General features: G+C 72.8%; 25 protein-coding genes and 2 pseudogenes. 16 read left to right on the forward strand and 11 right to left on the reverse strand.

Translation table 11 applies throughout. The features are described from left to right. A pseudogene (locus CTKZ_RS02615) lies at window positions 1-240 on the forward strand (MFS transporter); the annotation flags it as partial. 67 nt (window positions 241-307) lie between these two features. Here CTKZ_RS02615 and CTKZ_RS02620 read toward each other — a convergent pair. Both CTKZ_RS02620 and CTKZ_RS02625 read right to left on the reverse strand, forming a co-directional pair. Next, a complete protein-coding gene (locus CTKZ_RS02620; protein ID WP_160142808.1) occupies window positions 308-871 on the reverse strand; it encodes a dihydrofolate reductase family protein in 564 nt (187 codons plus the stop codon). A 142-nt stretch (window positions 872-1,013) separates the two neighbouring features. Then, window positions 1,014-2,441, reverse strand: a complete 1,428-nt coding sequence (locus CTKZ_RS02625) for a class II fumarate hydratase (protein ID WP_124341478.1) — start codon at window positions 2,439-2,441, stop codon at window positions 1,014-1,016. 53 nt (window positions 2,442-2,494) lie between these two features. Here CTKZ_RS02625 and CTKZ_RS02630 point away from each other — a divergent pair, with 53 nt between their 5' ends. After that, complete coding sequence (locus CTKZ_RS02630) at window positions 2,495-2,821, forward strand: DUF2087 domain-containing protein (protein ID WP_124341479.1); 327 nt, start codon at window positions 2,495-2,497, stop codon at window positions 2,819-2,821. Between the two features lie 39 nt (window positions 2,822-2,860). Here the strand turns inward: CTKZ_RS02630 and CTKZ_RS02635 are convergent, their stop codons facing one another. Further along, window positions 2,861-3,493 carry a carbonic anhydrase gene (locus CTKZ_RS02635; RefSeq protein ID WP_124341480.1) on the reverse strand — a complete coding sequence of 211 codons (633 nt, stop codon included), beginning with the start codon at window positions 3,491-3,493 and terminating at the stop codon, window positions 2,861-2,863. Window positions 3,494-3,639: 146 nt separating this feature from the next. Between CTKZ_RS02635 and CTKZ_RS02640 the strand changes: the two genes are divergently transcribed. The 4 genes from CTKZ_RS02640 to CTKZ_RS02655 are packed head-to-tail and all read left to right on the forward strand — an operon-like array spanning window position 3,640 to window position 8,056. Next, window positions 3,640-4,932: an extracellular solute-binding protein gene (locus CTKZ_RS02640; protein ID WP_371852308.1), complete on the forward strand. Its 1,293-nt coding sequence runs from the start codon at window positions 3,640-3,642 to the stop codon at window positions 4,930-4,932. 13 nt (window positions 4,933-4,945) lie between these two features. Then, the gene (locus CTKZ_RS02645) at window positions 4,946-5,917 is read left to right on the forward strand and encodes a carbohydrate ABC transporter permease (protein WP_124341481.1); all 972 of its coding nucleotides are present in this window, start codon (window positions 4,946-4,948) and stop codon (window positions 5,915-5,917) included. Further along, the gene (locus CTKZ_RS02650; RefSeq protein WP_124341482.1) at window positions 5,917-6,765 is read left to right on the forward strand and encodes a carbohydrate ABC transporter permease; all 849 of its coding nucleotides are present in this window, start codon (window positions 5,917-5,919) and stop codon (window positions 6,763-6,765) included. Before CTKZ_RS02645 ends, CTKZ_RS02650 begins: the two co-directional genes overlap by 1 nt. 16 nt (window positions 6,766-6,781) lie before the next feature. Further along, window positions 6,782-8,056: an ABC transporter ATP-binding protein gene (locus CTKZ_RS02655; RefSeq protein WP_124341483.1), complete on the forward strand. Its 1,275-nt coding sequence runs from the start codon at window positions 6,782-6,784 to the stop codon at window positions 8,054-8,056. 129 nt (window positions 8,057-8,185) lie between these two features. Here CTKZ_RS02655 and CTKZ_RS02660 read toward each other — a convergent pair whose 3' ends face one another. From CTKZ_RS02660 to xseA, 3 genes are all read right to left on the reverse strand, one after another. Continuing rightward, entirely contained in the window at window positions 8,186-9,109 is a 924-nt protein-coding gene (locus CTKZ_RS02660) for a carbohydrate kinase family protein (RefSeq protein ID WP_124341484.1), read from the reverse strand. After that, window positions 9,106-9,405 carry an exodeoxyribonuclease VII small subunit gene (locus CTKZ_RS02665; protein ID WP_124341485.1) on the reverse strand — a complete coding sequence of 100 codons (300 nt, stop codon included), beginning with the start codon at window positions 9,403-9,405 and terminating at the stop codon, window positions 9,106-9,108. Before CTKZ_RS02665 ends, CTKZ_RS02660 begins: the two co-directional genes overlap by 4 nt. A gap of 67 nt (window positions 9,406-9,472) precedes the next feature. Then, window positions 9,473-10,726, reverse strand: a complete 1,254-nt coding sequence (gene xseA, locus CTKZ_RS02670) for an exodeoxyribonuclease VII large subunit (RefSeq protein WP_124341486.1) — start codon at window positions 10,724-10,726, stop codon at window positions 9,473-9,475. 221 nt (window positions 10,727-10,947) lie between these two features. Here xseA and CTKZ_RS02675 point away from each other — a divergent pair, with 221 nt between their 5' ends. Together CTKZ_RS02675 and CTKZ_RS02680 are read left to right on the forward strand one after the other, a co-directional pair. Further along, on the forward strand, window positions 10,948-11,991 hold the full coding sequence (locus CTKZ_RS02675) for a 4-hydroxy-3-methylbut-2-enyl diphosphate reductase (RefSeq protein ID WP_124341487.1): 1,044 nt from the start codon (window positions 10,948-10,950) through the stop codon (window positions 11,989-11,991). Between the two features lie 129 nt (window positions 11,992-12,120). Then, a complete protein-coding gene (locus CTKZ_RS02680; protein WP_124341488.1) occupies window positions 12,121-13,854 on the forward strand; it encodes a BCCT family transporter in 1,734 nt (577 codons plus the stop codon). Window positions 13,855-13,916: 62 nt separating this feature from the next. On the opposite strand, the gene CTKZ_RS02685 is transcribed toward CTKZ_RS02680, so the two are convergent. Then, window positions 13,917-15,335, reverse strand: coding sequence for a DNA recombination protein RmuC (locus CTKZ_RS02685; RefSeq protein WP_124341489.1), 1,419 nt, complete (start codon window positions 15,333-15,335; stop codon window positions 13,917-13,919). Window positions 15,336-15,434: 99 nt separating this feature from the next. Between CTKZ_RS02685 and CTKZ_RS02690 the strand changes: the two genes are divergently transcribed. The 4 genes from CTKZ_RS02690 to CTKZ_RS02705 all read left to right on the forward strand — a co-directional run bounded on the left by CTKZ_RS02690 (window position 15,435) and on the right by CTKZ_RS02705 (window position 19,325). Further along, window positions 15,435-16,298, forward strand: coding sequence for an ABC transporter ATP-binding protein (locus CTKZ_RS02690; protein WP_225916290.1), 864 nt, complete (start codon window positions 15,435-15,437; stop codon window positions 16,296-16,298). Then, window positions 16,274-17,827, forward strand: a complete 1,554-nt coding sequence (locus tag CTKZ_RS02695; RefSeq protein WP_124341490.1) for a hypothetical protein — start codon at window positions 16,274-16,276, stop codon at window positions 17,825-17,827. Before CTKZ_RS02690 ends, CTKZ_RS02695 begins: the two co-directional genes overlap by 25 nt. Before the next feature lie 116 nt (window positions 17,828-17,943). Further along, entirely contained in the window at window positions 17,944-19,020 is a 1,077-nt protein-coding gene (ychF, locus tag CTKZ_RS02700) for a redox-regulated ATPase YchF (protein WP_124341491.1), read from the forward strand. 26 nt (window positions 19,021-19,046) lie between these two features. Then, entirely contained in the window at window positions 19,047-19,325 is a 279-nt protein-coding gene (locus tag CTKZ_RS02705) for a hypothetical protein (protein WP_124341492.1), read from the forward strand. A 47-nt stretch (window positions 19,326-19,372) separates the two neighbouring features. Here CTKZ_RS02705 and CTKZ_RS02710 read toward each other — a convergent pair whose 3' ends face one another. Further along, window positions 19,373-20,317, reverse strand: a complete 945-nt coding sequence (locus CTKZ_RS02710; RefSeq protein ID WP_124341493.1) for an SDR family oxidoreductase — start codon at window positions 20,315-20,317, stop codon at window positions 19,373-19,375. Between the two features lie 151 nt (window positions 20,318-20,468). On the opposite strand from CTKZ_RS02710, the gene CTKZ_RS02715 reads away from it, so the two are divergent. Then, window positions 20,469-21,290: a helix-turn-helix transcriptional regulator gene (locus tag CTKZ_RS02715; RefSeq protein WP_124341500.1), complete on the forward strand. Its 822-nt coding sequence runs from the start codon at window positions 20,469-20,471 to the stop codon at window positions 21,288-21,290. A gap of 13 nt (window positions 21,291-21,303) precedes the next feature. Here CTKZ_RS02715 and CTKZ_RS02720 read toward each other — a convergent pair whose 3' ends face one another. After that, entirely contained in the window at window positions 21,304-21,702 is a 399-nt protein-coding gene (locus CTKZ_RS02720; RefSeq protein WP_124341494.1) for a hypothetical protein, read from the reverse strand. Between the two features lie 154 nt (window positions 21,703-21,856). Here CTKZ_RS02720 and CTKZ_RS02725 point away from each other — a divergent pair. After that, a pseudogene (locus CTKZ_RS02725) lies at window positions 21,857-22,320 on the forward strand (DUF8821 family protein). 18 nt (window positions 22,321-22,338) lie between these two features. Here the strand turns inward: CTKZ_RS02725 and CTKZ_RS02730 are convergent. Next, window positions 22,339-22,719 (reverse strand): iron chaperone, encoded by a 381-nt coding sequence (locus CTKZ_RS02730; RefSeq protein WP_124341501.1) that lies wholly within the window; start codon window positions 22,717-22,719, stop codon window positions 22,339-22,341. Between the two features lie 190 nt (window positions 22,720-22,909). On the opposite strand from CTKZ_RS02730, the gene CTKZ_RS02735 reads away from it, so the two are divergent. Further along, the gene (locus CTKZ_RS02735; RefSeq protein WP_124341495.1) at window positions 22,910-23,704 is read left to right on the forward strand and encodes an SDR family oxidoreductase; all 795 of its coding nucleotides are present in this window, start codon (window positions 22,910-22,912) and stop codon (window positions 23,702-23,704) included. Window positions 23,705-23,741: 37 nt separating this feature from the next. Here the strand turns inward: CTKZ_RS02735 and CTKZ_RS02740 are convergent, their stop codons facing one another. Beyond that, the gene (locus tag CTKZ_RS02740; RefSeq protein WP_235843160.1) at window positions 23,742-24,206 is read right to left on the reverse strand and encodes a nitroreductase/quinone reductase family protein; all 465 of its coding nucleotides are present in this window, start codon (window positions 24,204-24,206) and stop codon (window positions 23,742-23,744) included. A 378-nt stretch (window positions 24,207-24,584) separates the two neighbouring features. On the opposite strand from CTKZ_RS02740, the gene CTKZ_RS02745 reads away from it, so the two are divergent. Further along, window positions 24,585-26,426 carry an ABC transporter family substrate-binding protein gene (locus tag CTKZ_RS02745; protein ID WP_225916292.1) on the forward strand — a complete coding sequence of 614 codons (1,842 nt, stop codon included), beginning with the start codon at window positions 24,585-24,587 and terminating at the stop codon, window positions 26,424-26,426. Window positions 26,427-26,547: the final 121 nt, after the last annotated feature.

Genomic DNA, 26,547 nt, shown 5'->3' on the forward strand with positions numbered 1-26,547 from the left:
GCGGGCGCAGCGGCCGCACCGCAGCTCCCCGACTCGGTCCCGGCGGACGTCGCGCGGCAGATCACCGACGCCGCGACGCAGGCCGTGCACGCCGGCTTCTCGACGGCCGTCGCGCAGACGCTGCTGCTCACGGTCGCGGTCCTGGCGCTCGGCCTCGTCGCGTGCCTCGCGATGCACGCGGTCCGGCCCGCGCACCACCCCGCGCAGCCCGCGCCGGAGCCGGCGCGCGCGGAGGCCTGACGCGGCGGCTGCGCCGGTGCACGGCCGGGTCGGGTGTCACCACGCCCGGCCCGGCCGTCTGCTGTCGTCAGCCCGCGGCGGGCACCGGGCGGAAGGTCAGGAGCGTGCTGCCCGCCGGGAAGGCGCGGACGGACAGCCGCTCGAGCGTCGTGCCGCCGGCGCCGTCGAGGAACCGCCGGCCCGCCCCCAGGACGACCGGCTGCACGACCACGCGCAGCTCGTCGAGGACCCCGGTCGGCAGCAGTGAGGCCACGAGCGTCGACGAGCCGAAGACGGCGACGTCCTTGCCGGGCTGCTCCTTGAGCGCGCGCAGCCGCCCCACGACGTCGTCGGCGACGAACTCGGTCGGCCCCCACGGGTGCGCGCTCAGGGTCCGCGACGGCACGACCTTCGGCAGGTCGTTCATGAAGCCCGCCACGACGGGGTCGTCCCGGTACGCCTCGGGTGTCGGCCAGTACGACGCCATGAGCTCGAACGTGCGACGCCCCATGACGATCGTGTCGATCGCGTCGCCCTGCGCGGCGGAGTACCGCTCGAGCTCGTCGTCGGTCGTGAACCAGTCGAGGCCGCCGTCGGGTGCCGCGTGGAAGCCGTCGAGGGACACGAGGACGTAGGCGTAGACGGTGCGCACGGGCGCCTCCCGGGGGTCAGGGCCGGGCGGCGGCACGGGGACGCGCGACCGCCCGGCGGGTCGTCACCAGGATCGACCCGACCGGGCGGCCGGACTCTTCGGGGTGCGCCCGGCCGGTGCGGTCGACCGGTCGGGCGCGGGGTCACGCCTGCGGCGGGCGCGTCATGCTGAGGACGTCGAGGGCCGCGTCGAGCTGCTCCTCGGTGACCTCGCCGCGCTCGACGTAGCCGAGGTCGACGACGGCCTGCCGGATGGTCAGGCCCTTCTTCACGGCGTGCTTCGCGATCTTCGCGGCGGCCTCGTACCCGATGACGCGGTTGAGCGGCGTGACGATCGACGGGGACGACTCGGCGAACGCGCGGGCCCGCTCCTCGTTCGCCTCGAGGCCCGCGACGGTCTTGTCGGCGAGCACGCGGCTCGCGTTGGCGAGCAGGCGGATCGACTCGAGCACCGCGGACGCGATGACGGGGATCTGCACGTTGAGCTCGAACGAGCCCGACGCACCGGCCCACGCGACGGTCGCGTCGTTGCCGACGACGCGTGCGGCGACCATGAGCACGGCCTCGGGCACGACGGGGTTGACCTTGCCGGGCATGATCGACGACCCGGGCTGCAGGTCGGGGATGAACAGCTCGCCCAGGCCCGTGTTCGGGCCCGAGCCCATCCAGCGCAGGTCGTTGCAGATCTTCGTGAGGCTCACGGCGATCGTGCGCAGCGCGCCGGACAGCTCGACGAGACCGTCGCGCGACGACTGCGCCTCGAAGTGGTCGCGCGCCTCGGTCAGCGGCAGCCCGGTGTCCTCGCGGAGCAGCTCGATGACCCGCTGCGGGAAGCCGGCGGGCGTGTTGATGCCGGTGCCGACGGCCGTGCCGCCGAGCGGGACCTCCGCGGCGCGGGGGAGCGCGGCCTGCAGCCGCTCGACCCCGTACCGGACGGCCGCGGCGTACCCGCCGAACTCCTGGCCGAGCGTCACCGGCGTGGCGTCCATGAGGTGCGTGCGGCCCGACTTCACGACGGTCGCCCACGCGTCGGCCTTGTCCTGCAGCGCGGCGGCGAGGTGCTCGAGCGCGGGGACGAGGTCGCGCACGACGCCCGCGGTCGCGGCGACGTGCACGGACGTCGGGAAGACGTCGTTCGACGACTGCGACGCGTTGACGTGGTCGTTCGGGTGCACGTCCGCACCGAGGCCGCGCGTCGCGAGCGTCGCGAGCACCTCGTTCGTGTTCATGTTCGACGAGGTCCCCGAGCCCGTCTGGTAGACGTCGACCGGGAAGTGCGCGTCGTGCGCGCCCGACGCGACCTCGTCGGCGGCGGCGACGATCGCGTCGGCGACGTCCTGCGGCAGCACACCGAGCTCGGCGTTCGCGCGCGCGGCGGCCTTCTTGATCCGGGCGAGCGCCTCGATGTGCCCGCGCTCGAGGGTGCTGCCGGAGATCGGGAAGTTCTCGACGGCCCGCTGCGTCTGCGCGCGGTACAGCGCGGCCGCGGGGACCCGCACCTCGCCCATCGTGTCGTGCTCGATCCGGAACTCGGGCGACGACGACGTGCCCGTGACAGGTGCGGAAGTCATGCGGTCCATCCTGCCGCACGGCGCCGGGGCACCGGACGCGTGACGATGGCCACATGACGTCTCCGACGCCCGCGTGCCCCGCCGAGAGGTTCCTCGAGCACGGCCGCCTGGTCCGTACCCCGCGCCGCCTCGACGACCGCACGCTCGTCCTGGAGCACCTCGCTGCCCGGCTGCTCGCACCGGGCGAGGCCGCACCCGAGCGGGCCCTGACCGCGCGACTCGCCGAGGTGTCCGACGACCCCGTCCGCCTGCGCCGCGACCTCGTCGAGGCCGGTCTGGTGGGTCGGCGGCAGGACGGCGGCCTCTACTGGCGCGAGCGCCTCACGGTCCACGACGAGGAGCCGGACGCGCGCCCGGGCCCCGAGGACTCCTGGCTCTGACGCGCGGCCCGGGGGTTCCGCTGCGCCCTGCGCGGGCGGTCAGCCGATGTCGCCGACGGACTCCGTCAGGTGCACCTGGCCGTCGGCGAGCGTGTACTCGAGTCCGACGATCGCGCAGCGTCCCTCGGCGATCGCCTCGGCGAGGGACACCGAGTAGCCCTGGAGCATCTGCACGGTGTGCCGGACGTGCTCGTGGCCGAGCGTCGCGGCGTCGACGTTGCCGATGCCGCCCTCGCCCGCGAGGTTGACGATCGACGGGATGACGCGGTCGACGACGGCGCGCACGAACCCGCGCGGGAGCGAGCCGTCCTGCAGCGCGGCGGTCGCGGCGGCGACGGCCCCGCACGAGTCGTGACCGAGGACGACGACGAGCGACGCGCCCAGCACCTCGACGCCGTACTCGATCGACCCGATGACGGTCGTGTCGAGCACGTGCCCCGCGGTCCGGACCACGAACACGTCGCCCAGGCCCTGGTCGAAGATGATCTCGGCCGCGACCCGCGAGTCCGAGCAGCCGAAGATCACGGCGAACGGGTGCTGGGCGGTCGAGAGCTCGGCGCGGCGGTCGATTCCCTGCGACGGGTGCTCCATCTCGCCGCGCACGAAGCGGGCGTTCCCCTCACGCAGTGCGGACCAGGCTTCGGCGGGCGTCACGTTCGGCACGACCGACATGGTGGCAGCAACCCGCCCGGGCGGCAGCGGATGACCGCCAGGCGGTCGCGGACGGTGCCCCGCGACCCGCGTTCCCGTGGCGGACCTGCGACGACAGGAGTAGGCAAGGTCATGGCGCGACGCTGCGCCGACGGGGGAGGTGGCTCGTGCGACGCCGGACGAGAGCGCTCGTGATGGTGGCGGCGGTCGGTCTGCTCGCGCCGCTCGCGGCGTGCGCGGCCGAGTCGGGGCCGCCCGTGCTCACGTGGTACATCAACCCGGACGACGGCGGGCAGGCGGAGATCGCCCGCCGCTGCACCGACCAGGCGGGCGGTGAGTACCGCCTCGAGGTGTCGGTCCTGCCCCGCGACGCCGCCTCGCAGCGCGAGCAGCTCGCCCGACGGCTCGCCGCGAAGGACACGTCGATCGACCTCATGAGCCTCGACCCGCCGTTCATCCCGGAGCTCGCCGAGCCCGGGTTCCTCGCGCCGATCCCCGACGACGTCGCGCAGCGCGTCTCGCAGGACGTCGTGCAGGGCGCGCTCGACGGCGCGACCTGGGGCGACAAGCTCGTCACGGTCCCGTTCTGGGCGAACACGCAGCTGCTCTGGTACCGCAAGTCGGTCGCGCAGGCCGCAGGGCTCGACCCGGCGACGGCACCCGTGACGTGGCAGCAGGTCATGGAGGCCTCCAAGTCCCAGGACAAGTACCTCAGCGTGCAGGGCGCCAAGGCCGAGTCGCTCACCGTCTGGATCAACGCGCTCGTCGAGTCGGCCGGCGGGCAGATCCTCGAGAACCCCGAGGCCCCGGCCGACGAGCTCACGCTCGGCCTCGACTCCGACGCGGGGCGCGCGGCGGCCGAGATCATCGGCACCATCGGCAAGGACGACCTCGCCGGGCCGGCGCTGCCGACCGAGGACGAGAACGCGTCGATGACGATCTTCCAGGGGGATCGCGGCTCGTTCATGGTCAACTGGCCGTTCGTCTGGCCCGCGACCAAGGCGGGCGTCGAGGACGGCGCGATCGAGCAGTCGGTGCTCGACGACATCGGGTGGGCGCTCTACCCGCAGGTCGACGAGGCGCAGGAGTCCCGGCCGCCGTACGGCGGGATCAACCTCGGCGTCGGCGCGTTCAGCCGGTACGTCGACCAGGCGTTCGCCGCGGCCGAGTGCATCGTGCAGCCCGAGAACCAGGTCTACTACTTCGTCGAGAACGGCAACCCGCCGTCCAACACGACGGCCTTCGACGACCCGCAGGTGATCGAGGCGTTCCCGATGGCGCCCGTCATCCGCCAGTCGCTCGAGCAGGCCGCGCCGCGACCGCAGACGCCCTACTACAACGAGGTGTCGTCCGGTCTGCAGGAGACGTGGCACCCGCCGTCGTCGGTGAACCCCGACACGACGCCGCAGAAGTCCACCGACTTCATCACCGCGGTCCTCCGCGGCGACCAGCTGCTGTGAGAGGGGAGGGGTCATGACGAGCCAGGCGACAGCCCCCGCAGCGGCGGAGATCCGCGGCACGGCCGGGCGATCCGCGAAGGCGCTGCGGTCCGACCGTGCACGAGCCGAGGCGCGGCTCGGCTGGTACCTCGCAGGTCCGGCGTTCGTCGTCATGCTGGCGGTCACGCTGTACCCGATCCTGCAGGCGATGTACGACTCGCTGTTCCGGTACCGGCTCACCGCACCGGACGACCGCTCGTTCGTCGGTCTCGCGAACTACGGCGTCGTGCTCTCCGACGCGGTCTGGTGGCAGGCGTTCGGCGTGACCGTGCTCATCACCGTGATCACGGTGGCGGTCGAGCTCGTCCTCGGGTTCGCGCTCGCGCTCGTCATGCACCGGGCGATCAAGCGGCTGCGCGGGCTGCTGCGCACGGCGATCCTCGTGCCCTACGGGATCATCACCGTCGTCTCCGCGTTCGCGTGGTTCTACGCGTTCGACATCAACTCCGGCTACGTGAACACCTGGTTCGACTGGGTGCCGGGGATCGACGAGAACCTCAACTGGTTCGCCGAGTTCGGCACCGCGATCTTCGTCATCATCGCCTCGGAGATCTGGAAGACCACGCCGTTCATCTCGCTGCTGCTCCTGGCCGGTCTGGCGCAGGTGCCCGGCGAGCTCGACGAGGCCGCCGAGGTCGACGGCGCGACATGGTGGCAGCGCCTGCGCCGGGTCACGCTGCCGAACATGAAGGCCGCGATCATGGTCGCCGTCCTGTTCCGGGCCCTCGACGCGTTCCGCATCTTCGACAACGTCTTCATCATGACGAACGGCTCCGCGGGCACCACCGTGCTGTCGCTGCTGGCCTACCGGACGTCCATCGGGAGACTCGAGATCGGCCTCGGGTCCGCGATCTCGGTGCTGCTGTTCCTGGCCGTGATCGGCATCTGCTGGATCGCGATCAAGCTCTTCAAGGTCGATCTCGCCGGCGCGAGGGGGGAGAGCTGATGAGCGCCCTGACCACCCGCATGAAGGTCGCCTGGGCCGTCATCACGGTCCTGGTCCTGACCTACGCGCTGTTCCCCGTGCTGTCGATCATGGCGACGTCGTTCAAGCTGCCCAGCGAGCTGAACACGGGGACGTTCCTCCCGTCGCAGTGGACGTGGACGAACTACAACGAGATCCTCGGGCCCGACGGGTCGGCGCGGGACCTGTTCCTGCCGGCGCTGCGCAACTCGATCGGCATCTCGCTCATCGCCACGGCCATCGCCGTCGTCCTCGCCACGCTCGCCGCCTACGCGATCGCGCGGCTCGACTTCCCCGGCAAGCGGCTCATCCTCACGACCGCGCTGGGCGTCTCGATCTTCCCCGTCATCTCGATCGTCACACCGCTGTTCAACCTGTGGCGCAACATCGGCCTGTACGACACGTGGGCGGGTCTCATCATCCCGTACCTGTCCCTCACGCTCCCGATCTCCATCTGGACGCTCGCCGCGTTCTTCCGGCAGATCCCGTGGGAGCTCGAGCAGGCCGCGCAGGTCGACGGCGCGACCAGCTGGCAGGCGTTCCGCAAGGCGATCGTGCCGCTCGCCGCACCCGGCGTGTTCACGACCGCGCTCATCGCGTTCTTCATCGCGTGGAACGACTTCGTCTACGGCATCTCGCTCACCTCGACGAGCCGCGCGCGTCCCGTGCCCGCGGCCCTCGCGTTCTTCACCGGCGCCTCCCAGTTCGAGGAGCCGACCGGTGCCATCTCCGCCGCGGCGGTGATCGTCACGATCCCCGTCGTCATCCTCGTGCTGCTGTTCCAGCGCCAGATCGTCGCGGGCCTGACCCAGGGCGCGGTCAAGGGCTGACCCGAAGGAGACCTCCATGGCTGCGATCACCCTCACCGACATCCAGAAGCGCTACCCCGACGGCTTCCACGCCGTGAAGGGCGTGAGCCTCGACATCGCCGACGGCGAGTTCGTCATCCTCGTCGGCCCGTCCGGCTGCGGGAAGTCGACGCTGCTGCGCATGATCGTCGGGCTCGAGGACATCACCGACGGCGAGCTGAAGATCGGCGGGGAGCGCGTCAACGAGAAGGCGCCGCGCGACCGCCAGCTCGCGATGGTGTTCCAGAACTACGCGCTCTACCCGCACCTCACCGTCGCCGAGAACATCGCGTTCCCGCTGCGGCTCACCAAGGGCCAGTTCACCGAGGCGCAGATCCGCGAGAAGGTCAGGTTCGCCGCCGAGACCCTCGAGCTGCAGGACCACCTCGAGCGCAAGCCCGCGAACCTGTCCGGCGGCCAGCGGCAGCGTGTCGCGATGGGCCGCGCGATCGTCCGCGACGCGCGCGCGTTCCTGTTCGACGAGCCGCTGTCCAACCTCGACGCCAAGCTCCGTGGCCAGATGCGCACCGAGATCGCCCGCATGCAGCGCCGCATGGGCACGACCACCGTGTACGTCACGCACGACCAGACCGAGGCCATGACCCTCGGCGACCGCGTCGCCGTCCTCCGCAAGGGCGAGCTGCAGCAGGTCGCGTCGCCGCGCGCCCTCTACGAGCACCCCGTCAACCTGTTCGTCGCCGGGTTCATCGGCTCGCCGCCCATGAACTTCGTGCCCGGCGAGCTGTCCGGCGACACGCTGCGCCTGCCGTTCGCCGAGGTCCCGCTCACCGACGACCTGCGGCGCCGGATCGGGTCGCGGCAGCTGGTGATCGTCGGGATCCGGCCCGAGCACTTCGAGGACGGCACCGTCGCGCAGCGGCAGGGCCGCACGGGCGGGGTCACGTTCGAGGCGGACGTCGACGTCACCGAGTGGCTGGGCTCCGACCTGTTCGCCTACATCCCCTTCGAGACGCACGAGTCGGTCCGCGGCAAGCTCGAGGAGCTCGACCGCGACCTCGACGGCGAGGGCCTGCGCACGCAGCTCGTCGTGGCGCTCGCGTCCGACTCCCGGGTCCGCGACGGCGACCGGGCCTCCCTCTGGTTCGACGCGTCGAAGATCCTCGTCTTCGACCCCGAGACGGGCGAGAACCTCACCTTCGACGAGCGTGAGGCGAGGGCGATCGACGAGCAGAACGAGCAGGACCGCAAGGCGTCGCTCGAGCGTGCGCACGCGCGCGAGCAGCGCGACCGGGAGCGGACCAAGACGGCCTGAGCGTCAGGCGCGACGGCGACACCTCGGCGTCACGCGTCACCGCGTCAGCGGTACGCACGGTGGCGCCGGCGCGGCGCGCGGCCCGTCGACCGCCATCGAGGCCGCCGTCGAGGGGGCGCCGGACATCCGTCAGGCGTCGAGCTCGGCCGACGTCGGGGGGTTCGCGCCCGGGCGGGACACGGTGATCGCGGCGATGCGCGCGCAGCGCTCGAGCACGCGCTCGACCGTCGCCGCGTCGACGTCACGCAGGGCCTCCCGACGGTCCGCCCCCAGCAGGCCCGCGGACCACAGCCCGTCGATGAGCCCGCCCATGAACGAGTCGCCCGCACCGACCGTGTCCGCGACCTGCACCGACGGCGCCGGCACCGTGATCCGGGCACCCGCCGCCGTGCTCGCGAACGCACCCTCACCGCCGTGCGTCACGACGACCAGCGCGGGTCCCGACCGGCTCCACTCCTCGGCGATCTCCGCGGGCGCGACGCCCGGGTGCAGCCACGCGAGGTCCTCGTCGCTGACCTTGACCACGTCGGCCAGCCGCACGAGCGCGTCGACGTACGGCTGCGCGTGCGCGGGCGAGCCCATGAGCGCGGGCCGCAGGTTCGGGTCGTAGGTGATGGTCGAGGTCCCCTGACGCCGCGACACCTCGTGCGCGACGCGCGCGCCGCCGGGCTGCAGCACCGCCGCGATCGACCCGGTGTGCACGACGACCGGGTCGCCCGCGAGCTCGTCCCACGTGGACGGCAGGTCCCACTCGAGGTCGAACTCGTACGTCGCGACCCCCTGCGCGTCGAGATGCGCGGTCGCGACGGGCGTGCGTGCGGGGGAGCGGTCGCCCTGCAGCACGCGCACGTGCGACGCCTCGAGGTGCCGACGCACCGCGTCCCCCTCCGCGTCGAGCCCGAGCCAGGTCAGCAGGTCGACCTCGCGCCCCAGCCGACCGAGGCCCAGCGCCACGTTCGCCGGGCTGCCGCCGGGGTGCTCCGCGCGCGAGCCGTCCGGTCGACGCACCGCGTCGATGAGTGCCTCGCCGATCACCAGGGCCCGCTCGCTCACCGGTCGTCCTCCTGCTCGTTCGTGGGGGTCGTGGGCGACCCGGACGTCGGCTCGTCGGCCGCGCGCACCGCGGCCAGGCGCTCGCGGGCGCCGTCGAGCCACTGCTGGCAGCGTGCGGCGAGCGCCTCGCCACGCTCCCAGAGCCGCAGCGACTCCTCGAGCGACGCCCCGCCGGCCTCGAGCCGGGCGACCACCGCGACGAGCTCGTCGCGCGCCTCCTCGTAGGTCAGCGCCGCCACGTCGGCGTCCTGCTGCGGAGGGCTGTCGGGGGTGCTGCGGGAGGGCGTCGTCGGCACGACGCACAGTCAACCACCCGCCGCCGACCCACCCGTCCGTCCGTCACCGACCGGACGCCCGACGTCGTCAGGGCGTGACGACCTCCGCGGCGATCTCGCCCTGCGCGACGCGGACGCGCAGCCGGTCGCCGGGGTCGACGTCGACAGGGTCGCGCACGACCGCGCCGTCGGCGCGCTGCACGACGGCGTACCCGCGCTCGAGCGTCGCCGCGGGGGAGAGCGCCCGGACCTGAGCCGCCAGCCCCGCGACCTCCGCACGGCCGTGCACGAGCTCGGTGTGCAGCGCCCGCCGGGCGGCGTCGCGCAGCACGTGCACGCGCGCCTCGTGCCCGTCGACGAGCGCGGTCGGCTGCGCGAGCACCGGCCGGCTGCGCCAGTGGTCGAGGCCCGCCTGCTCGCGGGTGAGCCGGTGCACGAGCGCACCGCGCGACCGGTGCCGCAGCTGCAGCACGCGTGCCCGCTCCTCGCTCACGTCGGGCACGACGCGCTTGGCGGCGTCCGTCGGCGTCGACGCGCGGAAGTCCGCGACCAGGTCGAGCAGCGGCGCGTCCATGTGGTGCCCGATCGCCGAGACGAGCGGCGTCCGGCACGCCGCCGCCGCCCGGACCAGCGTCTCGTTGCTGAACGGCAGCAGGTCCTCGAACGACCCGCCGCCGCGCGCCACGACGACCACCTCGACGCGCGGGTCCGCGTCGAGGTCCGCGATCGCCGCCGACACCTCGGGCACCGCGCGCGGCCCCTGGACCGTCACGCGCCGGATCTCGAACCGCACCCCGGGCCAGCGCGCCCGCGCGTTCGACACGACGTCGTGCTCCGCGTCGCCCTGCTGCGCGCACACGAGCCCGACGACCGCAGGCAGGAAGGGCAGCGGCCGCTTGCGGGCGGGGTCGAACAGCCCTTCGGCGGCCAGCACGCCCTTGAGGTGCTCGATGCGCGCGAGCAGCTCGCCGAGCCCGACGAGGCGCACGTCGTCGGCCTGGAACGTCAGGTCGCCCTTCTTGGCGTGGAACCGCGGGCTCGCGTGCACCACGACGTGTGCGCCGTCGGCCGCCGCGTCGCCCAGCCGTCGGATCGCACCGGCGGGCGCGGTGACCGACAGCGACATGTCGAGGTCGGTGTCCCGCAGCGTGAGGAAGTACATGGTGTTCCAGCGCTTGAGGTTGAGCACCTGCCCCTCGACCCACACAGGCGGCATCCGCGCGATGTAGTCCGCGATCTTCGGCGCGAGGTGCCGGACGGGCCAGGGGCGCTCGGGCGTCGTCTCGGCCGCGCGCAGCGGCAGCGGCAGCCGCGCGGCGGGCTCCTGGGGTTCGGTGCTCACCCGCACAGCCTGCCCCACACCGCGGACAACCTCAGTCGTCGGCCGAGACCTGCCCCGCGCCGTCGACCCCGTCATGACGCCCGCTCACGTCCCCGACGCGGGCGTCATGACGGGGTCGCGGTCCGGTCGACGCGTGCGAGGCGCGTGGACGTCGCGTGGAGGTGCGCGAACGCACACCCGCGCGGGGTCGTCTGCGCGCGGTGCGAACGTAGACTCGCGACGTGACCTCTGCGACCGACCAGGCCCCCGGCGTGCCCCCGACCAAGCGCGTGCTGCTCGCCGCGCCCCGCGGGTACTGCGCCGGCGTCGACCGGGCCGTCGTCGCCGTCGAGAAGGCCCTCGAGCACTACGGCGCCCCTGTGTACGTCCGCAAGGAGATCGTGCACAACAAGTACGTCGTCGAGACGCTCGCCGCCCGCGGCGCGATCTTCGTCGACGAGACCGACGAGGTCCCCGAGGGCGCGCGCGTCGTGTTCTCCGCGCACGGCGTCTCCCCGGCCGTGCACGCCGCGGCCGCCGCCCGCTCGCTCCAGACGATCGACGCGACGTGCCCCCTGGTGACGAAGGTGCACAAGGAGGCCGTGCGGTTCGCGGCCGAGGACTACGACATCCTGCTCATCGGCCACGAGGGCCACGAGGAGGTCGAGGGCACGCAGGGCGAGGCGCCCGAGCACATCCAGGTCGTCAACTCCCCGGAGGCCGTCGACGACGTCGTCGTGCGCGACCCCGAGCGCCTCGTGTGGATCTCGCAGACCACGCTGTCCGTCGACGAGACGATGGAGACCGTCCGCCGGCTGCGCGAGCGGTTCCCGCACCTGCAGGACCCGCCGAGCGACGACATCTGCTACGCCACGCAGAACCGCCAGGTCGCCGTCAAGAAGCTGGCGCCGCACTGTGACGTCGTCATCACCGTCGGGTCCGCGAACTCGTCGAACTCGGTCCGCCTGGTCGAGGTCGCGCTCGACGCCGGCGCACGCGCGTCCTACCGCGTCGACAAGGCGTCCGAGATCGACCCGGCCTGGTTCGACGGCGCGACGACCGTCGGCGTCACGTCCGGCGCGTCCGTGCCCGAGATCCTGGTCCGCGACGTCCTCGAGCTGCTGGCCGGCCTGGGCTACGGCGAGGTCGAGGAGGTCCGCACGGCGACCGAGGACCTCATGTTCTCGCTCCCGCGCGAGCTGCGCGCCGACCTCAAGGCCTCCGGTGCGACCCCGGAGCGCCCGCGCCGCGAGGGGCGCCGCTCCCTCGACGTCCAGCCCGCCTGACGCTCCGCGGGATCGGAACCGGGACCGGCCCCGCGCCGACCCGCGCGCACGCGGCGCCCCGGCCCGGGGCCGGCGTCGTGGGGAGCGCCCCGTAGTGAGGCCCGGTCGGGCGTGTGCGAGGGTGGAACGATGCCCACCGCCAGCCCGTCGCGGCGCACCTCCCTGTCCTACGGCCGCGGTCTCGCCGGCATCCAACGCCGCGTCTTCTGGCCCGCGCTCGGGATCGTGCTCGGCGTCGCCGCCCTCGCGATCGCGTTCCCCGACACCGCGGAGGACGTGGTCGGCGTGCTGCAGGAGAACGTCATCGGCGTCTTCGGGTGGTACTACGTCCTGCTCGTCGCGGGCTTCGTGGCGTTCGCGCTGTGGCTCGGGCTCGGACGGTGGGGCGACCTCACGCTCGGCACGGACGACGACCGGCCGGAGTTCGGGCTGCGGACGTGGTTCGCGATGCTCTTCGCCGCCGGGATGGGCATCGGCCTCGTCTTCTACGGCGTCGCGGAGCCGTTGAGCCACTTCGCGAACCCCAAGCCCGGGGTGACCGGCACGCAGGCGCAGCTCGCCCAGTCGGCGCTCGCGCAGACCTACCTGCACTGGGGCGTCCACGCGTGGGCGATCTACGTCGTCGTCGGCCTGGCCGTCGCGTGGGCCGTGCACCGGCGCGGGCGGCCCGTCTCGATCCGCTGGGCGCTCGAGCCGCTCCTCGGCGACCGGGTCCGCGGCACGCTGGGCGACGCGATCGACGTCGCGGCCGTCGTCGGGACGATGTTCGGCGTCGCGACCTCGCTGGGCCTCGGTGTCCTGCAGATCTCGGCCGGCCTGCGGCACGTCGGTGTCGCGTCGTCCGGGCGGACCACCCAGGTCGTGCTCATCGTGGTCATCACCGCGATCGCGACCTGGTCGGTGCTCAGCGGCCTGGACCGCGGCCTCAAGTGGCTGTCGAACATCAACGTCGCGCTCGCGGGCGTGCTGCTCGTCGCCGTCCTCCTGCTCGGTCCGACGCTGTTCCTGCTGCGCGACTTCGTGCAGTCGATCGGCGTCTACCTCTCGTCGGTCGTCTCGCTGACCTTCAACGTGAGCGCGTACGCGGGCCCGGAGGGCGAGGCGTGGCAGGCCATGTGGACGACGTTCTACTGGGGCTGGTGGATGTCCTGGGCGCCGTTCGTCGGCGTGTTCATCGCCCGCATCTCCCGCGGGCGGACGGTGCGCGAGTTCGTGGCCGGGGTGCTGCTCGTGCCGACGCTCGTGACGTTCCTCTGGTTCTCGGTGCTCGGCGGGGCGGCCATCTACCGCGAGATCTTCGGCACGGGCGGCCTCGTGGGTGCGGACGGCACGGTCGTCGCGGAGAACGCGCTGTTCGACGTGCTCGCCGGCCTGCCGTGGGGATCCGTGCTGTCGGTGCTCGCGATCGTGCTGATCGGGCTGTTCTTCATCACCTCGGCCGACTCCGGGTCGCTCGTCGTGGCGATGCTGTCGTCCGGCGGCAACCCCGACCCGAGCCGGCCCGTGCGCGTGATCTGGGCGACGCTCGGTGGACTGCTCGCGATCGCGCTGCTGCTCGCCGGGGGGCTGGTCGCGCTGCAGACGGCGGCCATCCTCATCGCCCTGCCGTTCTCGCTCGTGATGATCGGGATGGTGGTGTCCCTGGCCCGCGCGCTCGGCCGCGAGCACCACGAGCTGCTCCGCGCGCAGCGCCTCGAGGCCCGCGCGCGGCTGACGCGGCACGTCACCGAGCACGTCACCGGCGAGGTCACCTCGCTGCTCGCGCGCCGGTCCCGCGCCGAGACGTCCCCCCGCCCGTCGCGCCTGCTGCGCCCCCGCTCGCACGGGAAGGACGCCCCAGGGCCCGACCGGCGCGACGACTGAGCGGCGTGACCCGAGCGGCCGCGCGACCCGTTCGGCTTCGTGGCTCAGCGGTCGCCCGAGCGTCAGGCGCTCGTCGACCCGTCGCCCGCGGCGCGGCGGTCCTCGGCACGCGCGAGCTCCGCGTCGAGGGCCCGCGCGTCGCGCCGCTCGACGCCGTCACCGAGCACGCGGTCGTCGAGCGCCACGATCTGCTCCTCGGCGGACGCGACGAGCTCGGGTGCGCTCACGACGGAGAGCTGCGGGTTGACCGGCGTCGGCGTCGGGAGGTCGCCGTCGACGACGTGCAGGTCGGCGAACCGGCGCGCGCTCACCAGGACGCGCGTCTCGAGCGAGCCGACGGCCTGGTTGTAGGCGCCCGCGGCGGAGTCGATCGCCCGCCCGAGGCGCGTCAGGTGGGCGCCCATCGTGGCGAGCCGGCCGTGCAGCTCCTTGCCGAGCGACAGGACGGCCTGCGCGTTGCTGGCGAGCGCGTCCTGCCGCCACGCGTAGGCGACGGTCCGCAGCAGCGTGAGCAGCGTGACGGGGGTCGCGAGCACGACGTTCCGCTCGAACGCGTACTCGACGAGCGTCGGGTCCTGGTCGGCGGCGGCGTGCAGGAACGACTCGGCGGGGACGAACATCACGACGAACTCGGGCGCGGGCGCGAACTGGTCCCAGTACCGCTTCGACGCGAGGTCGTCGACGTGCTTGCGGACGTGCCGAGCGTGCGCGGCGAGCCGGTCCGCGCGCACAGCAGGGTCGTCCGTCTGGGACGCCTCGAGGAAGCCGAGGAACGCGACCTTCGCGTCGACGACGACGTGCTTGCCGCCCGCGAGCCGCACGACCATGTCGGGGCGCAGCAGCCCGTCGTCGGTCCGCACCTGCTCCTGCTCGACGAAGTCGACGTGCGCGAGCATCCCGGCGGCCTCGACGACGCGGCGCAGCTGCACCTCGCCCCACCGGCCGCGGACCTGCGACGACCGCAGCGCGGTGACGAGCTGCGCCGTCTCCCCGCGGAGCTGCTCGGAGGCCACCCGCATGGCGCGGACCTGCTCGCCGAGCGCCGCGTGCCCCTCGACGCGCGCCCTCTCGGCCTCGGCGAGCTCGGCGCGGACCTGGTCGAGCGTGCGGGACAGCGGCTCGACGAGCGCGCGCACGGCCTGCTCGCGCTGGGCGAGCTCGCCGACCTGCGTCTGGTGGTCGGCCGCGAACCGCTGGTGCGCGAGCGCGAGGAACTGGTCGGAGCTCGTCGCGAGCGCGTCGGCGGCGAGCGCACGGAACTGGTCGGCGACGCGCTCGGAGTCGGCCTGCGCTGCGGCGAGCCGGTCGGCGGTCGCGGCGCGCTCCGCGTCGAGCACCGCACGGGCACGGGCGACCTCGACCTCGGCGGCGTGCAGGCGGGCGGCCGTGCGGCGAGCCGACGACGACGCGAGCAGCCACGCGACGGTCGCGCCGGCGACGAGGCCGACGAGGAGGCCGACGAGCAGCGCGGTCGTGTCCATGCCCGCACCCTCTCAGCCGCCACCGACACGGGCCCGGGTGTGCGCCGGCGTGGCGCCGACCCGCGCCGCACGGTCCGACATGCTGCCTATGCTGGGCCGATGCCGCCCGAGGACGTCGCCCCGACCCCGTCCGCCGCGTCGGTCCCGGCCCCCGGCCCCGTGCCGGTGCCCGCGCCCGACGCCGCCCACCCCGCCACGTCCGCCGCGCCCGCGCTCGCGCTGCGCGGCCTGTGGCGACGCTTCGGCGAGAAGATCGCCGTCGCCGGCGTGGACCTCGACGTGCCGGCGGGCTCGTTCTACGGGCTCGTCGGCCCGAACGGCGCAGGCAAGACGACGACGCTGTCGATGGCGACCGGCCTGCTCCAGCCCGACGCGGGCACGGTGCTCGTCCACGGGCAGGACCTGTGGGCGTCGCCGCTGCAGGTCAAGGCCATGCTCGGCGTGCTGCCCGACGGCGTGAAGCTCTTCGACCGCCTGACGGGCGAGCAGCTCATCACGTACGCGGGCCTGCTGCGCGGCCTCGACCGCGACACGACCGCGGAGCGCACGCGCGACCTGCTCGCCGCGATGGACCTCACGAAGGACGCGGGCACGCTCGTCGTCGACTACTCGGCGGGCATGACGAAGAAGGTCGCGCTGGCCTGCGCGCTCGTCCACGTCCCGCGCCTGCTGGTGCTCGACGAGCCGTTCGAGGCCGTCGACCCGGTGTCCGCGGCGAACATCCGCGACATCCTCGCGTCGTACGTCCGCTCGGGCGGCACCGTCATCGTGTCGTCGCACGTCATGGACCTGGTCCAGCGCATGTGCGACCACGTCGCGATCATCGCCGGCGGGCACGTGCTCGCCGCGGGCACCGTCGACGACGTGCGCGGCGACGCCAGCCTGGAGGACCGGTTCGTCGACCTCGTCGGCGGGCGCGTCAGCGGGGAGGGGCTCGCGTGGTTGCGCACCTCGTCCGACTGAAGCTCACGCTGCTGCGCAACGGGCTCAAGCGCAGCGTGTGGCAGGTGATCGGCCTGGTCGTCGGCCTGCTCTACGGGCTGTTCGTCACCGTGATCGCGGTCGCGGGGATCGTCACGGTGTCCGTCGCGTCGCCCGACCTGCTGCCCACCGTCGTCGTCCTCGCCGGCTCGGCCGTGATGCTCGGCTGGTGGGTCGTCCCGCTCGTCGCGTTCGGCGTCGACTCGACCGTCGACCCGGCACGGTTCGTGACGTTCGCGATCCCGCGCCGCCAGCTCGTCGCGGGCCTCGCGATCGGCGGGCTCATCGGCGTCCCCGGCGTCATGACGACCCTCGTCTCGCTGGGCACCGTCGGCGCGTGGTGGCGTGACCCCGCCGCGCTCGTCGCCGCCATCCCGGCCGCGCTGCTGTTCCTCGTGACCGCTGTCGTCGGCAGCCGCGCGACGACGACGCTCGTCGCACCGCTGGTCGCCCGTCGACGCGTGCGCGAGGTGCTCGCGATCGTGGCGCTGCTGCCGATCTTCCTCATCGGCCCGATCCTGTCGAGCCTCGGCGGTGCGTTCGACGGCGCCCAGCTCGACGGCTTGGTGAACGGCCTCGCGTGGTCGCCGCTGGGCGCTGCCTGGGGCGTGCCCGCGGCCGTCGTCGACGGTGACTGGCTCGTCGCGCTCGGTCGGCTCGCGGTCGCCGTCGTGACGCTCCTGGTCCTCGCCGTCGCGTGGGACCGCAGCCTCGCGCACAGCCTGGTCAACCCGATCCAGGAGCACGTCGGCGGCAAGGGCCGCGACCTCGGCTGGTTCACGCGGCTGCCCGCGACACCGCTCGGCGCCGTGACGGCGCGCTGCCTCACCTACTGGGTGCGCGACCCGCGGTACGCGGCGTCGCTCGTGTTCATCCCGATCGTGCCGATCTTCCTGTGGTTCTCGTCGCCCGGCGGTGAGCTGCTGCTCATCCTCGGTCCGGTCGCGGCCTACTTCATGGGGTGGGGGATCTCCGCCGACGTGGCGTACGACGGCTCCGCGTTCTGGACGCACGTCGCCGCACCCCTGCGCGGCTCGGTGGACCGACTGGGTCGCGTGCTGTCCGCGGCGCTGCTCGGCGTGCCGCTCGTGCTCGTCTGCGTCGTCGCCCCCGCGCTCGTCGTCGGGCGCGCCGACGCGCTGCCCGCGCTGCTCGGCGTCTCGTTCGGCGTGCTGCTCACCGCGTGGGGCGCGTCGAGCATCGCGTCGGCGCTCGTCGTCTACCCGGTCCAGAAGGCAGGGGAGAACCCTTTCCAGACGAAGTCGAACGGCGGGACGACGGCCGTGGTGTCGCAGTTCGCCGGGTCGCTCGCCGTCGCCGCCGCGTCCCTGCCCGAGGGGGTGCTCGCGCTGATCGCCGTGCGGCAGGGGATCACATGGCTCGGATGGGTCACGCTCGTCGTCGGCCTCGCGCTCGGGACGGTCGCGCTCGTCGTGGGCGTGCGCGTCGGCGGGCGGATCCTCGAGCGACGCCAGACCGACCTCCTCAAGCAGCTCGTCGCGTTCGCCTGACGCCGCCGCGTCGGGCGGCCGGGCCACGCCGCGACGGGGGCGCCGGGTCGCGGCCCACGGCCGGGCGGCCCTCGGGCGGCATCGCCGTGCGGTGACCGCCCGTAGACTTGCCGCCCGTGGCACTCACCATCGGCATCGTCGGCCTGCCCAACGTCGGCAAGTCCACCCTCTTCAACGCGCTGACCCGGGCGCAGGTCCTCGCGGCGAACTACCCGTTCGCGACGATCGAGCCGAACGTCGGCGTCGTGCCGCTGCCCGACCCGCGCCTCCAGGTGCTCGCCGACCTGTTCGGCTCCGAGCGCATCCTGCCCGCGACGGTGTCGTTCGTGGACATCGCCGGGATCGTCAAGGGCGCGAGCGAGGGCGAGGGCCTGGGCAACAAGTTCCTCGCGAACATCCGCGAGGCCGACGCGATCTGCCAGGTCACGCGGGCGTTCGCCGACCCCGACGTCGTGCACGTGTCCGGCGCGGTGAACCCGAAGGACGACATCGAGATCATCAGCACCGAGCTGATCCTCGCCGACCTCCAGACCCTCGAGAAGGCGATCCCGCGCCTCGAGAAGGAGGTCAAGGGCAAGAAGGCCGACCCCGCGCTCCTGGCGGCGGCCGTCGCCGCGAACGAGGTCCTCGAGAAGGGCCAGACGCTGTTCGCCGCGGGCCTCGCCGACGACGAGCACGTCGCGCAGCTCCAGCTCATGACGGCCAAGCCGTTCATCTACGTCTTCAACACCGACGACGCCGGCCTCGCCGACACCGCCATGCAGGACGAGCTGCGCGCGCTCGTCGCGCCCGCCGACGCGATCTTCCTCGACGCGAAGTTCGAGTCAGAGCTCGTCGAGCTCGAGCCCGACGAGGCCGCCGAGATGCTCGCCGAGAACGGCCAGGACGAGGCGGGTCTCGACCAGCTCGCCCGCGTCGGCTTCCACACCCTCGGACTGCAGACCTATCTCACGGCCGGCCCGAAGGAGGCCCGCGCCTGGACGATCCGCCAGGGCTGGACCGCGCCGCAGGCCGCCGGGGTCATCCACACCGACTTCCAGAAGGGCTTCATCAAGGCCGAGGTCATCTCGTTCGACGACCTCGTCGCCGCCGGCTCGGTCGCCGCCGCGCGCGCAGCTGGCAAGGCCCGCGTCGAGGGCAAGGACTACGTCATGGCCGACGGCGACGTGGTGGAGTTCCGCTTCAACGTCTGACCCGGGTCGGGAGTGCGGAGGTGCCCGTGGCGTTCCGGTTCCTGCGCGACGGCCGATTGAGGCTCCCGTCTGGAGTGACGCTCGATCGGTCGCCTGCCTGGCTGCTCCGAGCGGAGGCCGAGAGGCTCTGCGACGGCGCCGACCTCGTGCTTCACCACGTCTATCCCGACACGGTCGACATCACGAGAGACCGGGACCTCGTCCGGACCCTGGTCTCGCGAGTCGACTCGGACGAGCACCTGATCTACGCCCGGCACTACACGGGCGACGGACTCAGCGTCGTCACGCTCGACGAGCACCACTGACCGGTCCATCGCTGACGGGCTCCCTCGTGCGCGGGGACGTCCCGCTGTCACCTCGCCGGGAAGGTCTCGCGGACCAGCTCCTGGGACGTCTGCCAGACGCGGCGGGCCTCGTCCTGGCTGCGCAGCGACGGGTAGAGGGCCTGCTCGCCGGGACGGCCACCGACGTTGCCCGGGCCCTGCGGGCCGTAGAGCCGGCCGGGCTGCGCGTCGGGCGCGGTCGCGGCGTAGAGGGCAGGGAGCGCGGCGGTCTCAGGGGTGCCGACGAGGATGCCGCGCGCGGACAGCCATCGGATGACGCGGACGGCACGCGTGTCGTCGCCGCGTCCGAGCTCCGCGCGTGCGGACAGCAGGCTGGTGGGTGCGACGCCCGGGTGGGACAGGTTGCTCGTGATGCCCCAGCCGGCGGCGGCGCTGCGCCGCTGCAGCTCGAGCGCGAACAGCCCCAACGCGATCTTCGACTGCCGGTACGCGGCCATGCCGTCGTACGAGCGCTCCCAGTTGAGGTCGTCCCAGTGGATGCTCCCGCGTCGCGCGGCGATGCTGACCTGCGACGTCACACGCGCACGTCCCTCGCGCAGCAGCGGGAGCAGGTGCGAGACGAGCGCGACGTGCCCGAGGTGGTTGACGCCGAGCTGGAGCTCGAACCCGTCGGCGGTGGTCTGCCGGTCGGGCGGGGTCATGACGCCGGCGTTGTTGACGAGCAGGTGGACGGGGTCGCCCTCGCTGCGCATCGCGTCGCCGAACGCGGCGACGGACTCCAGGCTGTCGAGGTCCATCGCGTGCAGCGACACCGTCGCGTCCGGCACCGTCGCGCGGATCGTCACGACCGCGGCCTCGCCCTTGCGGACGTTGCGGACCGGCAGCACGAGGTGCGCGCCGGCGGCGGCGAGGCGGGTCGCGATGCGCAGGCCGATGCCGTCGCTCCCGCCGGTGAGGACCGCGCGGGTGCCGGTGAGGTCGGGGACGGTGACGTCGTGGGGTGCGCGTGCCATGGGTGGGCTCCTTCGTGGATGGGGATGTCACGACCCTCGCCCGGACCGCGGCCGCTATCCAGGACCTGCCAGTCAGTGGTTCCGCAGATCACCGCCGGGTAGAACGGTCACGACGACCAGAGGAGGACGCGTGGCGATCGACCGGTCCGGCATGGCGCAGTTCCTGCGGCACCGACGCGAGGTGCTGCAGCCCGAGGACGTCGGCATGCCCCGCGGGCGACGCCGGCGGACGGACGGCCTGCGCCGCGAGGAGGTCGCCACGTTGTGCCACATGTCGACGGACTACTACGCGCGGCTCGAACGGGGGACGGGCCCGCAGCCGTCGGAGCAGATGATCGCGTCGATCGCGCAGGGCCTGCACCTGACGGTCGCCGAGCGCGACCACCTCTACCGCCTCGCGGGCCACCGTCCGCCGCCCAGCGGGACCCCGAGCGAGCACGTCAGCCCCGGACTGCTGCGCATCTTCGACCGGCTCGAGGACACCCCGGCCGAGATCGTCACGGAGCTCGGCGAGACGCTGCGCCAGACGCCGCTGGGCGTCGCGCTCACCGGCGACCTCATGCGCTACACCGGGCCCGCGCGCAGCATCGGCTACCGCTGGTTCACCGACCCGACGAGCCGCCTCCTCTACGCGCCCGAGGACCACGCGCACCTGTCGCGCCTGTGGGTGTCCGGGCTCCGGGAGGTCTCGGCCGTGCGCGGGCGTGGCTCGCGTGCCGCGGCGCTCGCGGACGACCTGCTGACGCGCAGCGAGGAGTTCCGCACCCTCTGGGACCGGCAGGAGGTCGGCGTCCGCCCACCGGAGGTGAAGCACTTCGTGCACCCCGAGCTCGGGACCCTCGAGCTCACGTGCCAGACGCTGATCGACCCCGGCCAGTCGCACTCGCTGCTCGTCTACACGGCCGTCCCGGGCTCGGAGACGTACGAGAAGCTCCAGCTCCTGTCCGTCATCGGCGCCACCGCGCTGCGCTGACGGCGGCGCGCGCTCAGCCGAGGAGGTCCGTCGGGTCCGCGAGCGGGACCAGGCCGTCCGCGGCGGCGCGCAGGTCGGGGTCGCTCGCGACGAGGGCGTCGGCCTGGAGCTGCGCGACGGCGACGTACTCGCCGGTGCGGACGCCGGACCAGCCGTGCTGCAGCGCGAGGTCCCACGCGCGACGACGGGAGACGCGGTCGCCGAGGAGCCGGATCGTGGTCTCCGTCATGCGCGTGTGGGCGTCCAGGGCGTCGCTCCGCTCGCGCCGCCCGGCGCGCACGGCCGCGAGCAGCAGGTCGAGGCCGTCGACGAGCACGGACTTCGGAGCGACGAGCTGGACGCCGGGGGCGAGGCGGCGGTCGTCGTCGACGAGCCACAGCAGGGTCGGGGCGTCGATCGCGTAGCGCGGCATAGGGAGATCGTGGCGCGGGACGGGGACGCGCAGCCACCGGACGGCCGGCGGACGCGCCCGGCGACAGCGACGGGCGCGTCCGCTTCAATGGCGGGAGCACGCCTCGACGGGCGACGGACGCCCGCCGGGACAGGGACGAGACGAGGGAGCGCACGTGTCGTACGTCGTCGATTTCCATGACGTCTCGACGGTCGGGCTGGAGTCGTCGCCCGTCGCGGACGCGCTCGCCGGCCTGCGCGCCAACGAGGCCGGTACTTCCGGACGAAGTACGACCACGTGTTCACGACCGAGCCGGCGTCGGACGCCGCCGACACGGTCGCGTACGTGCATCGCATCCTGAAGGAGGAGCGCGATCTCGTCATCGGCTCGCGGCCGCTCGAGGCGGCGTCCTTCGAGGTCGACGGCGTCCGGTGGACGTACGTCTTCTACGAGTCGGGCCTCTCGGTCAACGTCCTGTACACGCTCGCCGAGGGCGGCAAGCGTGCGGTCGGCTTCAAGCTGTCGGACGGGATGGACGTGCCGGACGAGCTCGCCGACCGCTTCAAGTTCGCGCGGCAGCGGTCCAAGCTCGCCGGCACGATCCGCGGCTCGTTCTTCGTCCTCAAGCACGAGTACTGACCCGCACCCCGCGTCCGGTCAGCCCGCAGCGCGCGCCACGAGGTCGCGGATCGTCGACTCGACCGCCGACGTGACGGCGGTGATCGCGAACGCCGTCGGCCACAGCTCGCCGTCGTCGAGCGCGGCGTCCTCGTTGAACCCGAGCGTCGCGTAGCGGGTCTTGAACTTCGACGACGCCTGGAAGAACAGCACGACCTTGCCGTTCTTGGCGTAGGCCGGCTGGCCGTACCAGGTCTTCGGCTGCAGGTCCGGCGCGACCTCGGTGACGATCGCGTGGATCCTCTCGGCGATCTCGCGGTCGGCGTCGGGCATCTCGGCGATCTTCTCGAGCACGTCCGCGAGCCCGGCGTCGGAGCCCTTGCGCTTCGCGGTCCGCACCTCCTTGGCGCGCTCCTTCATCGCGGCGCGCTCCTCGGCGGTGAAGTTCTGGCCCTGCTCGTCGGTGCTGGCGGCGTTCACGTCGTCCTCCGGGTCGTGGTGCGTCGTTCCGTGCGACCGATGCTAGGAACGCCCTGGTGGCGACCGCTTCTTCGATCCTGACCGGTGCACGGCCACGTGGACCTGTGCGCCCGCTCCTAGGCTGGCGCGCGTGAGCAGCAGCCTCCAGGGTCGGGTCGCCGTCGTGACGGGCGTCAGCAGACGACGCGGCATCGGGTTCGCGGTCGCGTCGCGGCTGGCGCGGATGGGCGCGAGCCTCTTCGTCCACCACTGGTCCCCGCACGACGCCGTGCAGCCCTGGGGTGCGGACAGCACCGCCGACGTCCTCGACGCGCTGCGCGCCGACCTCGTCCCCGGCGCCTCGCTCGCGGACGCGAGCATCGACCTCGGCTCCGACGACGGCCCCGACGCGCTGGTCGCCCAGGCGCGCGCCGCCTTCGGCCACCTCGACGTGCTGGTCTGCAACCAGGCCCGCAGCGGGGGAGACGGCGCGCTCGCCGACGTGGACGCCGCGATGCTGGACGCGCACTGGCGGGTCAACGCCCGCGCGACGCTGCTGGCGACGCGGGCGTTCGCGGAGCAGCACGACGGGCGGACCGGTGGGCGCGTCGTCTGGATGACGTCCGGCCAGCAGCTCGGGCCGATGCGGTCCGAGATCGCGTACGCGGCGTCGAAGGCCGCCCTCGCGGGTGTGACGGCGTCCGTGGCGGCGGACCTGGCCGACCGCGGCATCCTGCTCAACACGGTGAACCCGGGCCCGGTGAACACGGGCTACCTCGACGACCTGGTCGCGTCGGACCCGGCGGCGGCCGGCTCGGCGTTCCCCGGCGGACGCTTCGGCGAGCCGGACGACCCGGCGCGGCTCATCGCGTGGCTCGTCAGCGACGAGGGCCGCTGGATGGTGGGGCAGGTCCTCAGCACCGAGGGCGGCTTCCGCCGCGGGTGACGCGCGGCGGGGTCGCGCGCGGCTGCCCGACCCCTCGTCAGCCGGCGACGGGGGCGAGGACGAAGACGCGCAGGTCGCGGCCCGAGCGGGCGGCGTACTCGTCGTAGCCCGGCCAGACGGCGCGCAGCGCGTCGAGCAGGCGCTCCCGCTCGGCGTCCGACGCCAGGTGCGCGACCACGTCGACGGTCCGCCCGTCGACGGCGACGCGTGCGCGGGCGTCGGCGAGGAGGTTGAGCGACCACGCGGGATGGTGCTGCTGGCCCCAGTTGGACCCGATGACGACGAACCGCTCGCCGTCGCGCGCGTAGAGGAGGACGGCGTCGCGCGGCTCACCGCTGCGCCGGCCCGTCGTGGTGAGGACGAGCTGGGGGAGGGTGGGCCGGCCGAGGACGCTCCAGCGCCCGTCGGTGGCCTGCTGGATGCGGCGGTCGAGGCCGGAGACGGTGCGCCCGACGCGGGCGAACGCGCGCGTGCGGCCGAGGCGTCGCAGGAGGGAGGTCACGGGTGAATCTTGGGGCATGCCGGTCAGACGTCTGACCTGGCGACGTGAGACACCTCGCCGTAGCACACTTCCGGAGCCCGCGGGAACGAATTGCCCGTTCAGGGGCCTGGGATCACCGGATCGGACATGTTTCCCCGATGTTTCCCCAGGCCACGTGTCTCGTATCGTGGACGGTACCAGCCAGTATCAATCAGGTAACGATCGGGCCGCGAGTCACGACGTGCCCGATATGTCCGACGCTGCTTGACTAGCGTGTGCCCAACTCACGGCGGACGTGTACCCATCCGTCGTCCGGCGCACGGTCACCCCGGGCGCACGGCGGCGCCGCACGTCCTCCCCTTCCCAGGAGGAACATTGAAGATCAGGCGAATCAGCGCCATGGCGGCCCCGGTCGCCGTCGGCGCCCTGGTGCTCGGAGCGTGCTCCGGACCTGAGACGGGCTCGGAGATCGAGGAGGACACCTCGGTCAGCGTCGGTTGGAACCAGCCGTTCTACTCGCAGAACAACCTCACGTCGGTCGGCAACGCGACGACCAACGCGAACGTTCTGTACCTGACGAACGCGCAGTTCAACTACTACGACGGCGACCTCAACCTCGTGAAGAACGAGGACGTCGGCACGTACGAGAAGGTCTCCGACGACCCGCTGACGATCAAGTACACGATCAACGAGGGCGTGAAGTGGTCGGACGGCACCCCCGTCGACGCGGCCGACCTCCTCCTGTACTGGGGCCCGCAGGACGACGACTTCGACAACGTCCAGCCGGAGTACGACGAAGAGGGCAACGTCACCAACCAGGACGCCATCGACGCCGGCGTCTACTTCGACGGTTCCTCCGTCGCCATGACCCTGATCAACGACGCGCCCGAGATCTCGGACGACGGCCGCTCGGTCACGCTGGTCTACTCGGAGCCCCGCTCCGACTGGGAGGTCTCCTTCCAGCCCTCGCCCGTCGCCGCGCACGCCGTCGCCAAGCTCGCGCTCGGCATCGACGACGCCGAGGAGGGCAAGCAGGCCATCATCGACGCGTTCTCGGAGAACAAGACCGAGGACCTGTCGAAGATCGCCAAGGTCTGGAACTCCTCGTTCGACTTCACCTCGCTGCCCGACGACAAGTCGCTCTACCTGTCGTCCGGCGCGTACGTCATGTCGGAGTACGTCGAGAACCAGTACATGACGCTCCAGGCGCGTGACGACTACGAGTGGGGTCCCAAGCCCAAGGTCTCGTCGATCACGATCCGCTACACCGAGGACCCGCTGGCGTCCGTCACGGCCCTGCAGAACGGTGAGGTCGACCTCATCCAGCCGCAGTCGTCCGTCGACGTCATCAAGACCCTCGAGGGCCTCGACAACATCGACTACACGACCGCGCCCGAGGGCACGTTCGAGCACGTCGACACCATCATGAACAACGGTGGTCCGTTCGACCCGGCGACCTACGGCGGCGACGCCGAGAAGGCCCGCAAGGTCCGCGAGGCGTTCCTCAAGACGATCCCGCGCCAGGAGATCATCGAGAAGCTCATCAAGCCGCTGCAGGAGGACGCCGAGACGCGTGACTCCTTCACGGTGGTCCCGGGTTCGCCGACCTACGACGACGTCATCGCCAACAACGGCTCCGACGCCTTCGCCGAGGTCGACATCGCCGGCGCGCAGGCGCTGCTCGCCGAGGCCGGCGTCGCGACCCCGGTCAGCGTCCGCTTCCTCTACGGCAAGTCGAACGTCCGCCGCGCGAACGAGTACCAGCTCATCGCTGCCTCCGCCGCCCAGGCCGGCTTCACCGTCGTGGACGAGGGTGACGACCAGTGGGGCTCGCGCCTGTCCGACACGGCGTCGTACGACGCGTCGCTGTTCGGCTGGCAGTCGACGAACACGTTCGCGCTCAACTCCGAGGGCAACTACGTCACCGGCGGTCTGAACAACTTCGGTGGCTACTCCAACGCCGACGTCGACCAGTGGTACGTCGACATGGCCACGGCCTCGGGCGACGAGGAGAAGGAGCTGACGACCAACATCGAGAAGCAGCTCTTCGCCGACGCGTTCGGTGTCCCGATCTTCCAGTTCCCCGGCGTGGTGGCGAACCGCTCCGTGCTGAAGGGCGTCTCGACGATCCCGCTGTCGCCGACGATCTTCTGGAACTACTGGGAGTGGGAGATCAGCGCCGACGACTCGCTCGACGCGCCGACGGCGACGCCGGCCGCGACCGAGGAGACCGAGGGCTGACCCTCAGCTCGCTGTAGCACGCACGACAGGGGGTGCCGCGGCCACCAGGCCGCGGCACCCTCGTCGTTCGCCCGGGCACCGACCGCATGGTCGCTGACCTGGGCAGACACCGACGTGGGAC

The organism is Cellulomonas algicola, from assembly GCF_003851725.1.
GTDB classification, from domain to species: Bacteria; Actinomycetota; Actinomycetes; order Actinomycetales; family Cellulomonadaceae; genus Cellulomonas; species Cellulomonas algicola.

Coding starts and splice junctions, on each gene's coding strand:
- CTKZ_RS02625 (WP_124341478.1), bottom strand. CDS start 2,441: ATGACTTCCGCACCTGTCACGGGCACGTCGTCGTCGCCCGAGTTCCGG.
- CTKZ_RS02630 (WP_124341479.1), top strand. CDS start 2,495: ATGACGTCTCCGACGCCCGCGTGCCCCGCCGAGAGGTTCCTCGAGCAC.
- CTKZ_RS02635 (WP_124341480.1), bottom strand. CDS start 3,493: ATGTCGGTCGTGCCGAACGTGACGCCCGCCGAAGCCTGGTCCGCACTG.
- CTKZ_RS02645 (WP_124341481.1), top strand. CDS start 4,946: ATGACGAGCCAGGCGACAGCCCCCGCAGCGGCGGAGATCCGCGGCACG.
- CTKZ_RS02650 (WP_124341482.1), top strand. CDS start 5,917: ATGAGCGCCCTGACCACCCGCATGAAGGTCGCCTGGGCCGTCATCACG.
- CTKZ_RS02655 (WP_124341483.1), top strand. CDS start 6,782: ATGGCTGCGATCACCCTCACCGACATCCAGAAGCGCTACCCCGACGGC.
- CTKZ_RS02680 (WP_124341488.1), top strand. CDS start 12,121: ATGCCCACCGCCAGCCCGTCGCGGCGCACCTCCCTGTCCTACGGCCGC.
- CTKZ_RS02685 (WP_124341489.1), bottom strand. CDS start 15,335: ATGGACACGACCGCGCTGCTCGTCGGCCTCCTCGTCGGCCTCGTCGCC.
- CTKZ_RS02690 (WP_225916290.1), top strand. CDS start 15,435: ATGCCGCCCGAGGACGTCGCCCCGACCCCGTCCGCCGCGTCGGTCCCG.
- CTKZ_RS02710 (WP_124341493.1), bottom strand. CDS start 20,317: ATGGCACGCGCACCCCACGACGTCACCGTCCCCGACCTCACCGGCACC.
- CTKZ_RS02715 (WP_124341500.1), top strand. CDS start 20,469: ATGGCGCAGTTCCTGCGGCACCGACGCGAGGTGCTGCAGCCCGAGGAC.
- CTKZ_RS02720 (WP_124341494.1), bottom strand. CDS start 21,702: ATGCCGCGCTACGCGATCGACGCCCCGACCCTGCTGTGGCTCGTCGAC.
- CTKZ_RS02730 (WP_124341501.1), bottom strand. CDS start 22,719: ATGAAGGAGCGCGCCAAGGAGGTGCGGACCGCGAAGCGCAAGGGCTCC.
- CTKZ_RS02745 (WP_225916292.1), top strand. CDS start 24,585: ATGGCGGCCCCGGTCGCCGTCGGCGCCCTGGTGCTCGGAGCGTGCTCC.